General features: G+C 59.3%; 8 protein-coding genes and 6 pseudogenes. 6 read left to right on the forward strand and 8 right to left on the reverse strand.

Going from position 1 to position 13,702, the window contains the following annotated elements:
• Positions 1-349, reverse strand: a pseudogene (locus tag AB1J88_RS00445) (AfsA-related hotdog domain-containing protein); the annotation flags it as partial.
• Between the two features lie 140 nt (positions 350-489).
• On the reverse strand, positions 490-1,044 hold the full coding sequence (locus AB1J88_RS00450) for an acyl-homoserine-lactone synthase (RefSeq protein ID WP_041073971.1): 555 nt from the start codon (positions 1,042-1,044) through the stop codon (positions 490-492).
• 179 nt (positions 1,045-1,223) lie between these two features.
• Here AB1J88_RS00450 and AB1J88_RS00455 point away from each other — a divergent pair, with 179 nt between their 5' ends.
• Positions 1,224-1,919 (forward strand): autoinducer binding domain-containing protein, encoded by a 696-nt coding sequence (locus AB1J88_RS00455; protein ID WP_430289945.1) that lies wholly within the window; start codon positions 1,224-1,226, stop codon positions 1,917-1,919.
• Between the two features lie 324 nt (positions 1,920-2,243).
• Positions 2,244-2,745: pseudogene (locus AB1J88_RS00460) on the forward strand (phosphate-starvation-inducible protein PsiE).
• Here AB1J88_RS00460 and AB1J88_RS00465 read toward each other — a convergent pair.
• The 3 genes from AB1J88_RS00465 to AB1J88_RS00475 form a co-directional block, all read right to left on the reverse strand.
• Positions 2,742-3,059 (reverse strand): DUF3509 domain-containing protein, encoded by a 318-nt coding sequence (locus tag AB1J88_RS00465; RefSeq protein WP_108181719.1) that lies wholly within the window; start codon positions 3,057-3,059, stop codon positions 2,742-2,744. The pseudogene AB1J88_RS00460 and the gene AB1J88_RS00465 sit on opposite strands and share 4 nt — an antisense overlap.
• A 295-nt stretch (positions 3,060-3,354) precedes the next feature.
• On the reverse strand, positions 3,355-4,656 hold the full coding sequence (locus AB1J88_RS00470; protein WP_430289946.1) for an HAAAP family serine/threonine permease: 1,302 nt from the start codon (positions 4,654-4,656) through the stop codon (positions 3,355-3,357).
• 86 nt (positions 4,657-4,742) lie between these two features.
• Positions 4,743-6,119: an L-serine ammonia-lyase gene (locus AB1J88_RS00475; protein ID WP_430289947.1), complete on the reverse strand. Its 1,377-nt coding sequence runs from the start codon at positions 6,117-6,119 to the stop codon at positions 4,743-4,745.
• A 135-nt stretch (positions 6,120-6,254) separates the two neighbouring features.
• Between AB1J88_RS00475 and AB1J88_RS00480 the strand changes: the two are divergent.
• Together AB1J88_RS00480 and AB1J88_RS00485 are read left to right on the forward strand one after the other, a co-directional pair.
• Positions 6,255-7,203: pseudogene (locus AB1J88_RS00480) on the forward strand (LysR substrate-binding domain-containing protein).
• A gap of 200 nt (positions 7,204-7,403) precedes the next feature.
• Entirely contained in the window at positions 7,404-7,808 is a 405-nt protein-coding gene (locus AB1J88_RS00485; protein ID WP_007968091.1) for an HPF/RaiA family ribosome-associated protein, read from the forward strand.
• 112 nt (positions 7,809-7,920) lie between these two features.
• Here AB1J88_RS00485 and fecA read toward each other — a convergent pair whose 3' ends face one another.
• The 3 genes and pseudogenes from fecA to AB1J88_RS00500 all read right to left on the reverse strand — a co-directional run bounded on the left by fecA (position 7,921) and on the right by AB1J88_RS00500 (position 11,843).
• Complete coding sequence (fecA, locus tag AB1J88_RS00490) at positions 7,921-10,251, reverse strand: TonB-dependent Fe(3+) dicitrate receptor FecA (protein ID WP_430289948.1); 2,331 nt, start codon at positions 10,249-10,251, stop codon at positions 7,921-7,923.
• A 176-nt stretch (positions 10,252-10,427) separates the two neighbouring features.
• Positions 10,428-11,360, reverse strand: a pseudogene (locus tag AB1J88_RS00495) (FecR domain-containing protein).
• A pseudogene (locus AB1J88_RS00500) lies at positions 11,357-11,843 on the reverse strand (sigma-70 family RNA polymerase sigma factor). Before AB1J88_RS00500 ends, AB1J88_RS00495 begins: the two co-directional pseudogenes overlap by 4 nt.
• Positions 11,844-12,022: 179 nt before the next feature.
• Here AB1J88_RS00500 and AB1J88_RS00505 point away from each other — a divergent pair.
• Both AB1J88_RS00505 and AB1J88_RS00510 read left to right on the forward strand, forming a co-directional pair.
• The gene (locus tag AB1J88_RS00505) at positions 12,023-12,328 is read left to right on the forward strand and encodes a DUF3649 domain-containing protein (RefSeq protein WP_041073980.1); all 306 of its coding nucleotides are present in this window, start codon (positions 12,023-12,025) and stop codon (positions 12,326-12,328) included.
• Positions 12,325-13,702, forward strand: a pseudogene (locus tag AB1J88_RS00510) (PepSY-associated TM helix domain-containing protein); the annotation flags it as partial. The gene AB1J88_RS00505 and the pseudogene AB1J88_RS00510, both read left to right, overlap by 4 nt.

Raw genomic sequence — 13,702 nt, forward strand, 5'->3', positions numbered from 1 at the left:
GAGCCAGTTTGGCTTCGGTGCTTTCCAGCACCCAGATGCCGCTGAGGATCAGGTGGTCGGTGGTCTTTTCGTAATTCGTCAGCAGTTCCGGCAGACAGTCCGACAGGCCCACCTGTTCGAGCGCCTGCAGGTCGATGATGGTTGGCAGTGAACGCAGCACCAGTCGCTCGCTGTCCAACCGATAGGCCTGATTGATAACCTCCAGATCCATCGGATCAAGGTTCGCCCGTTGCACGATGGCGGCAGGCAACCAGGCCGGCAGCAAGTGGTGAGCGTCGTAAATCAGCACATCGTCGTCGTGGCCCTTGTGGACGATGTCTTTGGCAACTTTCCTGTGCATGTCGATCATGATCATCCCTCTGTGTTGAACGTTGGTTGTAAGGCAGTTGCTATCCATGGCGTGAAATCGACCCACACCGAAAGGTGCTGCTCGACGCGTGTCGGCAGCTTCAGTTGATGTGTTTTTTTGTTATCGCGTGTCGGGCAGTTTTACTGCACCGTGATGTAGCAGGCGCCGAGGGTTCGGTTGTCCAGGACCTGTGGCGGCGCCAGCCATTTGTAGTCAATGCCGCCGCGTTTGAGCAGGCGGCCGATGGCAATCGGGGACACCGACACCAGATGTGAAACGCCGCAGGTTCGGGCGTACTCGAGCGTGGCCATGAACAGGCCGACGGTATTTTCGTCGGACATCACTTGTTCGTTTTTGCCGCCCTCGGCATCAAGGTCCAGTGAGGTGAAGCGCGACAGCTCCCAGATGTCATCACCGCACGGTGCAGGCTGGTCACCGAGCAACGCGGTGAACACCTCACTCAGCAAATACGGCTGGGTGGTCGGCAACAGGCGTGCGCAACCTTTGATGTTGCCGTCTTCTTCTTGCGCAACGATGTAATGGGTGCCGCTGTGGTCGAACTGATCAAACTCGAAATCGTCCGGTGTTGATAATTGCCAGCCGAGGCGTTCGACAAAGACCTGATAGCGATATTGAGCCAAGCGTTGACGCTTTACTGTCGTCAACTGGTCATAACGTCCTGACAAGTAATCCATCACAGATTCCGTTTAGTGATTGGTTGGGTGGCGATTAAAGTGCACACTGCGCTCGCAGACTACCTGTCACCCTTGACAGCTAGCGGAAACATTTGGAAATATGCTAGGCATGTTGGCAAGAGGCCGACAGCAATAACTGTGGGAAAGGAATCTCTATGTCATATTGGCAGGCTGAACTGTTGGAAAACGCCATGTCTGCAACGGATGTCGAGTTGTTGTTCGACAATATCAAGACCGTTGCCAGGCAGTTGGAGTTTGATTATGTGGCCTATGGTTCACGCAGGCTCTTCCCCATCACCAAACCTTGCCTGTTTCTCGCCAATAACTATTCGCCGGCCTGGCAAGCTGCCTATTCCGCCAATCGTTACCTGGACATCGACCCTTACGTGATGCGCGCAATGCGCAGCGTGAAACCGGTGCTGTGGGACTCTGAACTCAAGGCTCAGGCGCCCGAGTTCTGGCAGGAAGCGCATGCTCATGGAATCTGCGAAGGTTGGGGGCAGACGCTGCTGAACAGCGAAACTCAAGGGCTGGTGACGTTTGCCCGGGGCAGCGAAGCGATCACCGCACTGGAACTCGAAACCAAGCAGGCAGAGCTTTCATGGCTGGCCCAGATCACCCATCTGGGCCTGACGCGCCTGCAAATGCGCGGCGCCGATTCGGTAATCCCGGTACCGATAGAACTGTCGCAAAGGGAAAAGGAAATTCTGCAATGGACCGCTGACGGAAAGTCATCGGACGATGTTTCGGTGATCCTCGGCATCAGCAAAAGGACCGTAAACTTCCATATAAACCATTGCCTGAAGAAACTCGGTTGCCAAAACAAAATCGCCGCGGCCGTTAAAGCTTCGCTGATGGGCCTGCTCTGGAAATAATTACACGAGTCATTTATTCGATAACTAACTGGTGAATTACCGGGGGGAGTGTGCGCGAGTTCACAGAATGACCCGGTTAATAATATTTCATTTATAAGCTAATGCCTTTTCAGCGTAACGAACTTATCAAGAAACTTTAGTTGGATCGTCACAATCATTCCTGTCGACGGTGTCTGTTCAACGGTGCGACCAAACGCCACGGCGCAGGTTTCATGCCGTCTCGCCATGATGCGTGGCCTCGTTTCTGCATGGCGCACAGCGCATACGGAAAACCGTCACGTCCAACCGGCATCATCCGCTCGCATCGGGCTAAGGAACATCATCGTGAAAATCAACTGGGCCGAGAAATTGCGGCAAAACGTGCATCAACTGGCCGAGTCCCTGGGCAACCTGTTTGTCGAGACCTTCCACTACCTGGCGCTGTTCGCCATCGGTGCGGTGACCGCGTGGGCGGCGGTGATGGAGTTTCTCGGCATGCTCGAAGAAGGCCACATCAAGATCGATGACATTCTGTTGCTGTTCATCTATCTGGAACTGGGCGCAATGGTCGGGATTTACTTCAAGACCAACCACATGCCAGTGCGCTTCCCTGATCTACGTGGCGATCACTGCGCTGACTCGCCTGCTGATCTCCAACGTCTCGCACCACAACCCGCCGGACATGGGCATCATCTACCTGTGCGGCGGCATTCTGCTGCTGGCGTTCTCGATTCTGGTGGTGCGCTACGCCTCGTCGCAATTCCCGTCGGTGAAGATCGAAAAACCGCAACGCAAACTCGGCGCCGGTTCCGGTGAACACCCCGAGATCGAGAAGGGCGAGCTTTAAAGTCCCATCGATGGCCGAGGCTGGCCGTTGTTTTGCTGCGGTGGCGGGGGCAGCCCGTCGCCGCTGGTCATCGCTTCGAGGATCGCCATGGCACTGTGGCCCTGTTCGATGGCAATGCCGAATTGAATGCTTTGCACCAGCCGCTTAAGCCGTACCGGGTCGTTGCGCTGTTCGGCGCTGATCATCCGTTTGGCCACGATCCGGCCGCTGTTGGACAGGGTCAGCATGATGCTGCCGTCCAGCCCCTGAATGCTCAGGTTGATCTGATAGTCCGGCGCGAAGGCATCGGTAATGATCTGAAAAGGGTTGTCCATGATGCGTCACCGCCTGATTGAACGTGCAGTTGTTGACCGGCCGTGATCGGGTTGGTTCGCCATACCGGACCATCGGCCATTCCGTGGCCTGTGTTGTTGCTTATGTAGGAGCTGCCGCAGGCTGCGATCTTTTGATCTTCAGTGTTTTGATTTCGGTCACAAAGATCAAAAGATCGCAGCCTGCGGCAGCTCCTGCACAGGTCATAGCAAGGGCTGTGCCGGGAAAATTGTTGGACAATGGATACGGCATAAAAAAGGCGAGCCCATGGCTCGCCTTTGTCATTTGTGGCCCGTTTCAGGGCAGAACCGAGTAGATGATCGCCGACAGTGCAATCAGGCCGATCAGCACCACGAACACGTTGGACGCCTGTCCCGAGTACTGGCGCAAGGCTGGCACACGGCGGATGGCGTACATCGGCATCAGGAACAACAGGCAGGCAATCACTGGCCCGCCGAGGGTTTCGATCATGCCGAGGATGCTCGGGTTGAACGTCGCCACGGCCCAGCAGCTGAGGATCATGAACAGCGCGGTCGCACGGTTCAGCCAGCTCGCCGACATCACCTTGCCACGGCCGCGCAGGCTCTTGACGATCATGCCCTGAAAGCCTTCGCTGGCGCCGATGTAGTGGCCGAGGAAGGATTTGGTGATCGCCACCAACGCAATCAGCGGCGCGGCGTAGGCGATGACCGGGGTCTGGAAGTGGTTGGCCAGGTACGACAGGATCGAAATGTTCTGCGCTTTCGCGGCCGCCAGATCCGCTGGCGACAGCGCCAGCACGCAACTGAAACAGAAGAACATTACCGTCAGCACCATCATGCCGTGGGCCATGGCGAGGATGCCGCTGCTCTTGCGTTCGGCCTCCGCGCCGTAACGCTGCTTCTGATCGACCGCGAAGGCGGAGATGATCGGCGAATGGTTGAACGAGAACACCATCACCGGGATCGCCAGCCACAGGGTCTTGAGGAACGTCGATAACGGCATTGCCTCTTGAGCGCTGGCGAAGAACGCGCCGTTCCAGTTCGGAATCAGACTGAGGCCGAGTAACAGCAGCGCGGCGACGAACGGGTAAACCAGCACGCTCATGGCTTTGACGATCACGTTCTGGCCGCAGCGCACGATCGCCATCAGGCCGAGGATCAGCACCAGCGACAGGATTGCCCGTGGTGGCGGGGCGATGTGCAACTGGTGTTCGAGAAAACTGCTCAGGGTGTTGGTCAGCGCCACGCTGTACACCAGCAGGATCGGAAAAATCGCAAAGAAATACAGCAGGGTAATCAGCTTGCCGGCGCCGTTACCGAAGTGTTCTTCGACGACTTCGGTGATGTCGCCGGAACGCCCGGACAGCACGAAGCGGGTCAGGCCTCGGTGAGCGAAGAAGGTCATCGGGAAGGCCAGCAGCGCCAGAATCAGCAACGGCCAGAAACCGCCAACGCCGGCATTGATCGGCAAGAACAATGTGCCGGCACCAATCGCGGTGCCGTACAGACCGAGCATCCAGGTGGTGTCGGATTTGCTCCAGCCCTTGTGAGCGGTTTCGGTGTTGCGTGTGCGATCTACAGCGGGATTTTCGGCAGCAGGTGTACGTACATCGGTCATCGTTTTTGCCTCGTTATTATTTTTGCTCGGGCTCACGGTTGGCAGGCCGCAAGTTGCGGCCTGCCGGGGCGGTCAGGGAATGCGCGTCAGCACTCCACCCAGCTCACGGCCAGGCCGCCCCGTGAAGTCTCTTTGTATTTGTCGTGCATGTCGGCGCCGGTGTCGCGCATGGTGCGGATCACCCGGTCGAGGGAAATGAAGTGTTTGCCGTCGCCGCGCAGGGCCATTTGTGTGGCATTGATCGCTTTCACCGCGGCAATGGCATTGCGTTCGATGCACGGCACCTGTACCAGGCCGCCGACCGGGTCGCAGGTCAGGCCGAGGTTGTGTTCCAGGCCGATTTCGGCGGCGTTTTCCAGTTGTTCCGGAGTCGCACCCAGCACTTCAGCGAGGCCCGCCGCGGCCATGGCGCAGGCCGAACCGACCTCGCCCTGGCAGCCGACTTCAGCGCCGGAGATCGAGGCATTTTTCTTGCACAGAATGCCGACAGCAGCGGCGCCCATGAAGAACGCGACCACGTCATCGTCAGACGCGTCCGGGTTGAATTTCATGTAGTAGTGCAGCACCGCCGGAATGATCCCGGCCGCGCCATTGGTCGGCGCGGTCACCATGCGCCCGCCGGCAGCGTTCTCTTCGTTAACGGCGAGGGCGAAAAGGTTGACCCACTCCATCGCCGACAGCGTCGAACTGATGACATTCGGCTTGCCGATTTCCAGCAGGCTGCGGTGCAATTTCGCCGCGCGGCGCGGCACGTTCAGCCCACCGGGCAGGATGCCTTCGTGGCGCAGGCCCTGTTCGACACACTCGCGCATCACCGACCAGATGTGCAGCAGGCCGTTACGGATTTCAGCGTCGCTGCGCCAGGCCCGTTCGTTGGCCATCATCAGCTCCGACACGCGCAAGTTGTGCTGCTTGCACAGGCTGAGCAGTTCGGCGGCGCTGGAAAAATCGTACGGCAACACCACGTCGCCGGCCGGCGCCACACCGGACTCGGCTTGCGCCGCTTCGATGATGAAACCGCCGCCAATCGAGTAGTACGTTTGCGTAAACAGCTCGACGCTTTCGCCAAAGGCTGTCAGCGACATGGCGTTGGGGTGGTAGGGCAGGCTTTCGTCCAGCAGCAGGAGATCGTGCTGCCAGTTGAAGGAAATTTCTCTGTGACCGGCCAGAGACAGCAGACCACTTTCGCGCAGTTGCTGGATGCGTGGGTCGATGGTCGAGGGATCAATGCTGTCCGGCCATTCGCCCATCAGGCCCATGACCGTGGCGCGGTCGGTGGCGTGGCCGACGCCGGTGGCCGACAGCGAGCCGTACAAACGGATTTCCACCCGACGCACATCGTTGAGCAAGTGCTGCTCGATCAGCGCCTGGGCGAAGGTCGCGGCGGCGCGCATCGGGCCGACGGTGTGGGAACTGGACGGACCGATGCCGACTTTGAATAGATCGAAAACACTGATAGCCATGCTAAACCCTTACAAGCAATGGAGTAGGAATCGCTGCCATTTTTTGTAGGACAAGCGCAATGTCGGCGATACTGCCCACCTCGGTCCTACGTGACCAACGAAACTTCCTAAGAAAGCCTTTAGCAGGACTAAACGATGAGTCGTCAATTGCACGCCCAGACCTATGTCTGGCTGCAGGTGTTTTCCTGTGCCGCGCGGCACCTGTCGTTCACACCGTTGCGCGGAAGAGCTGCACATCACTCCGGGGGCGGTCAGCCAGCAGATTCGTCAGTTGGAAGAGCGTCTTGGTTTTCGCCTGTTCCATCGCCGGGCGCGGGGGGTCGAGTTGAGTGCGGAAGGCCAGCGGCTGGCCATCACCGTCAATGAGGCCTACGGCAGCATCGATGCTGAATTGCGTCGTCTGGATGCGGGGATGATCAGCGGGATTCTGCGGGTGCGTTCGATTCCGTCGTTCCTCAGCAAATGGCTGACCCCGCGTTTGCCGCGCCTGCAACAGCGCTATCCGGACATCCAGTTACGGCTGGTGGCCGAGGACAGCAGCGTGCCGTTGCACGAGGGCGACTTTGATCTGGCAATCGATCTGAACGACGGCAGCTACCCGGGGCTGTTATCCACAGCCTTGCTCGATGAGCAGATTTTCCCGGTGTGTGCGCCGAGTTTGCTGCGCGGACGCCCTCCGCTGCACGGGCCGGCGGATCTGGTGCATTTTCCGTTGTTGCACGACATCACCGCCTGGCGCGGCAGTTATGAATATGCGGAATGGGAGTTTTATCTGAACGCGATTGGTTTTGAAGGCGCCGACGTACGGCGTGGGCACACGTTCAATCGCAATCACCTGACCATCGAAGCGGCGATCGCCGGCATGGGCGTGGCGATTGCCCGGCGCACGTTGCTCAACGATGAGCTGGAGCGCGGAACGTTGATCGTGCCGTTCGGCCTGTCGGTGCCCAACCACAAACGCTACGTGCTGCTGTATGCGCCGGGGGCCTTGAGCCATCCGGGCGTGCGCGCCGTGCATGACTGGCTGGTGGAGGAGGCGGGGATTTTCCGCAGTTTGCACCCGCTGAATGACGGGCAATTGTGAGCAGATTTTGCAGGGTTGCCAGGCAACCCAACTCCCGACCTTACCAGTGACTTGCTCGGTTGTCCGGCTTTTTTTGCGAATGAATATTTATCTTTTTTCAGGGGTTGAAATGTTCGCCGGTCGGGCCGATTGTTGTAACCAGGAGGTCAGGAAATTCAATTCAAGGCCTCTGGCGAGCTAGCTGAAATAAGGGATGAACTATGCAAATCCAAGTCAACAGCGATAACCATATTCAAAGCAGTAAACGACTGGAGGAGTGGGTACGTACAACCATTGAGAGCACGCTCGACCGTTATGAAGAAGACCTGACCCGTGTCGAAGTCCACCTGAGCGACGAGAACGGCGACAAACCAGGTCCCCATGACTTGCGCTGCCAACTGGAAGCGCGGCCAAAAGGCCATCAACCGATTTCCGTCACCCATAAAGCCGATTCGCTGGAACAGGCGATCGACGGTGCAGCCGAAAAACTGGAACACGCGCTGGAGCACCTGTTTGGCAAACTGCGAGGCAAGCCCCGCGCCGCCATCGTGCCATTCAGCAAGGCGAATGACGCACTGCTGGAAGAAGAGTTTCTGGAGAATGAGCAGGCAGCGATCAACAGTTGATGCGCTGATTTTTCAAGCCACCCCATGAGAACGGGCCTGCGCAAGCAGGCCCGTTTTTGTTTGTGTTGCTGAACAGTGTGGCGACGGAGCTTGCTCCCTCGCCACAGTTCTTTTAGAAAGCTACAGACGTTTGTACATACACCGTGCGCGGTTCACCCACGTACTTGCCCTTGTTGTTGTCGTCAAACGAGCGGGTGAAGTACTGCGTGTTGAAGATGTTCTTCACCCCCACTGCCACGTTCAGATCCGACAGTTGCGGGCCGAAGTCGTAACCGGCGCGGCTGCTGAACAGCATGTAGCCGGGGATTTTGCCGGTGCTGCCGTCAGCACTTTCCTTGGAGGTGTTGGCGTTGTCGGCGAACTGGTCGCTCTGGAAGCTACTGTCAAAGTTGAGCTTCCACGACCCTTCGGTGTAACCGACGCCAATCGTGCCTTTGTGTTTCGAAGAGAACGGTACGCGGTTGCCCTTGTTCGGCCCGTCTTCGCGGATGGTCGCGTCGACATAGGCATAAGTGGCGTATACATCGAAACCGGCCAGTGCCGGGCTCAAGTCATCCAGTGCGTAATTGACGCTGGTCTCGATGCCCTGATGACGGGTCTCGCCACGGGCGATCACTGAATCATTGGTCTGGTTGCTTTCGTACTGGTTGTCGAAGTTGATCAGAAATGCGCCGATCTCCGCGCGCAATGCACCGTTGTCGTAACGGGTGCCGAGTTCCCAGGTGCGAGCCTTCTCCGGTTTCACTTCGCCGCTGCTCACGCGGTTAGGCATCTGGCTGTACTGCACGCTGCCGAACGAGCCTTCGGTGTTGGCGTACAGATTCCAGCTGTCGGTCAGGTGATACAGCACGTTCAGTGCCGGCAGCGCGGTGTTGTAGTCGCCTTGATATTTGACGTTGGTCAGATTGTTGGTCTGCTGCGACTCGATCATCTCGTAGCGCATGCCCGGGGTGATGGTCCATTTGCCGATGTCGATGCGATCGTCGACGAAGAGTGCATTGGCTTCGGTGCCACCGCGGGTGTCGCGGTCGTTGCGGCTGTTGGTGGTCGGGTATTGGTTGCTGCTGATCGGCGTGCGATAGCGCAACTCGTGGCCGGCCTCGTTGATGTAGCGATAACCGACGCCGACTTCGTGGCTGGTCGGGCCGAGGTCGAAGCCTTGGGCGAAACGGGTTTCGAAACCGCGCACCCAATACTCGCGTGGCGACAGCGAAAGGAAGCTGCCCTGATCCAGATAGCCGCTGCGCAAAGTCTTGGTGAAGAACGTGTTGGCGGTGAATTCGCGGCGATCCTCCTGATAGCGATAGCCAAAGTTGAACATTGTGCGGCGACCCCAGAACTGGTCTTTCAGGCGCGTCGACTGGTACGGATCGGCGTCGTAATCGGCGACGCTCAGGCCACCGGGCATGTCGGCCTTGCCTTCGTAATATTGGGCCATGGCGTTGAAGCTGTTGACCTCATCGAGCTGGTATTTGCCCTTGAGAATCAGGTCGTCGATCTCGCTGTCGCTGTGTTCACGCCAGTCGCCACCGCGAGTGCCAGAATACAGCAACGCGCCGCCCAGACCGTTGGCATTGGTGCCGCCGGCCAGCAGATTGGCGCTGGTCTTGAAGCCGTCATGGCTCGATGACGGACTGGTTTCTGTCTGGAACCCACCCTTGACCGTCGGCTCATCGGGGATGGCACGGGTGACGAAGTTGACCACACCGCCGACGTTTTGCGGGCCGTAACGTACCGCGCCGCCGCCACGCACCACATCCACCGCGTCCATGTTGCCCATGCTGATCGGCGCAAACGACAACTGTGGCTGGCCATAAGGGGCGAACGGCACGGGAATGCCGTCCATCAGTACCGTCGAACGTGCAGCCAGGCGCGGGTTAAGACCGCGAATGCCAAAGTTCAGCGCCATGTCGTGGCTGCCGGTGCCGTTGTTTTCCGGCGCGTTGACCCCGGGGATGCGGTTGAGCACATCGCGCGCCTGGGTCGCGCCTTGGCGTTCGAAGTCTTCACGGCGGATCACGTCGCGGGCGCCCGGATGCTCGAACACGTTGACCTGCGCCGCGTCACCGAGCCAGTCACCGACGACTTTCGAGGCGTCCAGCTCCAGCGCGGTGTCGCCGACCGGTTGCAGGCTGAACGCGTTGTTACCTTCGGCGCGGGCTTGCAGGCCGGTGCCCTCGAGCAATGCATCGAGACCTTGGGCGGCGGTGTAGCTGCCTTCCAGGCCACGACTTTGCACGCCGCGGGTGATTTGCGAACCGAAGGAAATCAGCACGCCGGCCTCACGACCAAACTGGTTGAGGGCGTTTTCCAGCGACGCCGGAGCGATGTGGTAAACCTTGGTTTCGGTGGCCATGGCTGGCAGAGCGCTGAAGCTCAGGCTGGCGCCCAGTACGAGGTTGCGCAGGCGGCGGGCCAGTGGCGTGAGGCGGGTGGGGTGCATGAAGGTTGATCCTGAGAAGGTTGAATCAAAGGGGCTTTCTTCTCTGTCACGCCAGATCTGAAAAACGGCTCATTTATTTTTCGAGAGCAAAAGATCGCAGTCTTCGGCAGCTCCTTCAGGATGTACACCGAGCCAATGTAGGAGCTGCCGCAGGCTGCGATCTTTTGATCTTGCTGCTAAACCCGAGCCTCGACGCTGACCCAATAGCGGGTAAACCGCCGTACTTTCACCGGCAGACTGATTTGCAGCAGATCCAGAATCCGCTCGCTGTCGTCCAGTGGATAAGTCCCGGAGATCAGCAGATCGGCCACTTTCGCATCGCAATGCAACTGGCCGCGACGGTAGCGCCCGAGCTCTTCAAGGAAGTCGCCCAGGCGCATGTGCGCGGCGATCAACATGCCGTCCGCCCAGGCGCCGCTGTTGGCGTCCAGTGGCCTGGCTTCGCTGATCGAGGTGGCGCTGAAGCTCAGCTGACGGGCGATGGGCAATAACATCGGCGCACGCCCTTGGGCATTCAACTCCACTTGACCCTCAAACACTGCCACCTGCGTGCGATCGGCGAACTGCCGCACGTTGAGGCGTGCCGCCCGGGTGTGCAGAGTGCCTTGTGCCGTACGCACTTCGAACGCTTGCGTGGTGCTCAGGAGGATCTCGCCTCCAGCAGACGAATCAGTCGTTGCGTGCTGTCCACGTCCGCTGCACTGGCGGTATTGAGCTGCAACTGGCTGGCCCGTGCCCAGCGCCACCTTGCGACGCTGACCCAGCGGACTGCGGTAATCGGCGAGCAGCGTCGGCAGCGGATTGTGCTCGCGCATGCCCCAGGTGACGGCGGAACCGGCACCGAGAAGCAGGAGCAATTTGAGCGCCTGACGGCGGCTGGAGGACTTCGGCCCGTTCAACGCGGCATGGGCCAATGGCGAAGATACACCGCGCAAGCGCTGGTTGACCCGCTGCATGTGCTCCCACGCGCGACGGTGTTCGCTGTGGGCGTCCAGCCATTGCTGCCAGGCTTGTTGCTGGCGCGGGGAGAGCGTCCCCTGCTGCATTTCCATCAGCCAGTGCACGGCCTGTTCGGCCACTTGCGCAGAGAAATCCGGGACGCGGTTCATAGGGCGAAATAGCAGCGCAGGGCGGCTTTTTGCAAGTGACGTTTGACCGTAGCTAGGGAGATGCCCAGCTCGGCGGCGATTTGCGGATAAGTCAGGTCATCGACCTGCGCCAGCAAAAAGGCGCGTTTGACCAAGCGCGGCAAGCCATCGAGCAACTGGTCCAGCTCGATCAGGTTTGCAGGATGATCGCTTTGTCTTCTTCCGACGGCGCAAGCATTTCCGGCATCTGCGCCAGGGTCTCGAGGTAGGCGCGTTCCAGATCCTGGCGACGGTAATGATTGAACAGCACACGTTTGGCGAGGGTGGTCAGGAAGGCGCGCGCTCGATGATCACCGGTTGTTCACGAGCGCTGAGCACACGAATGAAGGTGTCCTGGGCCAGATCCGCAGCGCTGTCCGGGCAGCCGAGTCTGCGCCGCAACCAGCCGGTGAGCCAGCTGTGGTGGTCGTGGTAGAGCGATTCGACGGGATGAGCGGACGACAAGGGTATTACTCCGGGCGCATGATCGATGCGTTAGAGAACAAGAACTGTTCGCATTGTAGGGGTGTGCAGCGCTGCCCGGCAATCAGATGCTTTTGCGTATGAGAATATTTATCATTAATATTGCTCGCCTGTTGGTTCGGCTTTATCGGCTGGACGTTTTTTCGTTTCAGGGTCGAAACATGAAAGGCAAACTCGCCTCACTTCCCATGTCCTATCGTCTGGCCATCACCTCGCGGGTGCTGGCGGCGGTGTTCGGCGGCTATCTGGTTGCGGCGCTGGCCAGTGTCGCCCTGACGCTGTGGCTACCGTTAAGTCGTGCCGAAGCGGTGGTGACCGGCATGACCATTTCCTTTCTGGTTTATCTGGTCGCGGTGCTCTGGTGTTTCGCCTGTCGCACGGCGTGGTCGGCGTGGGTCGGTCTGCTGGTGCCCAGCGTGATTCTGGCGACGGTATCCGGCGCCGCGCGGGGCTTGGGCTACGCATGAAGGAGGGCTTTCGTCAGTCGATGGCCTGGCTGCATACCTGGACGGGACTGGTGTTTGGCTGGCTGCTGTTTGCGATTTTCCTGACCGGAACGCTGGCCTATTTCAAGGATGAAATCAGCCACTGGATGCAGCCGGAAATTCCCGTGCACGCCATCGATTCAGCGAACAGCCTGAGCCTGGCGCAAGGCTATCTGCAGCAGCACGCGCCGGCTGCTTCGCGTTGGTTGATTGATTTGCCGAATGCCCGTGATCCTGCGTTGACTGTGCGCTGGCAAGACACACCGGCCGAAGCCGGCAAGCGCGGAAGCTTCACGCAAAAAACACTCGATGCGCAGACCGGTGCAGAAATACACGCCCGGGACAGCCGGGGCGGCGAGTTCTTTTATCGCTTCCATTTCCAGCTGCAAATGCCTTATCCGTGGGGCCGCTGGCTGGCGACGACGGCCGCGATGGTAATGTTCATTGCGCTGATCACCGGCATCATCACCCACAAGAAAATCTTCAAGGACTTCTTCACCTTTCGCCCGCGCAAAGGCCAGCGTTCATGGCTCGACGGGCATAATGCGGTCGGCGTGCTGGTGCTGCCGTTTCATCTGATGATCACTTACAGCAGCCTGGTGATTTTCATGGCGATGGTCATGCCGGCCAGCATTCTGGCGTCCTACGGCACTGATCGCGAGGCGTTTTACCAAGAGTTGTTTCCCGAAACGCCAACCCCGCAACGTGCGCTCAAGCGAGTTTGCTGCCACCGCTGGCACCCTTTTTGGTACGGGCAAGCGAGCAGTGGGCGGGGGGGCATACGGCGCGGGTCAACGTCATCAACCCCGGCGACGCCAATGCCACGGTGCAGCTGTCGCGCGCGAGTTCCGACCGGATCGCCTATGAGTACGCCAGCAACCTGACCTTCAACGGCGTCACCGGCAGATGCTCGGCGCCACGCCCGACAAGCCGCTGCCGATGACGATCGCCAGTGGTTTCTACGGTTTGCACATCGGTCATTTCGCCGGTCCGATCCTGCGTTGGCTGTACTTCATCTGCGGTCTGGCGAGTACCGCGATGATCGGCACCGGGCTGGTGATCTGGCTCGGCAAGCGCAGCTCAAACATGCCAAAAGCGGCGTGATGCCGTTCGAATTGCGCGTGGTGGAGGTGCTGAACATCGCCAGCATGGCCGGGCTGACAGCGGCGGTGGCGGTGTTCTTTTTGGCCAATCGCCTGTTGCCGGCGGACCTGGCCGGGCGCGCCGATCAAGAAGTGAATGCGTTTTTTATCGCCTGGGCCTTGAGCGTGGTGCATGCGCTGCTGCGCAAGGGGCGAACGGCCTGGGTCGAACAGCTGGGGCTGGCTGGCGTGCTGTTTATCGCGGTGCCACTGA

The sequence above is a fragment of the Pseudomonas sp. S8 genome (assembly GCF_050473925.1).
GTDB classification, from domain to species: domain Bacteria; phylum Pseudomonadota; class Gammaproteobacteria; order Pseudomonadales; family Pseudomonadaceae; genus Aquipseudomonas; species Aquipseudomonas parakoreensis.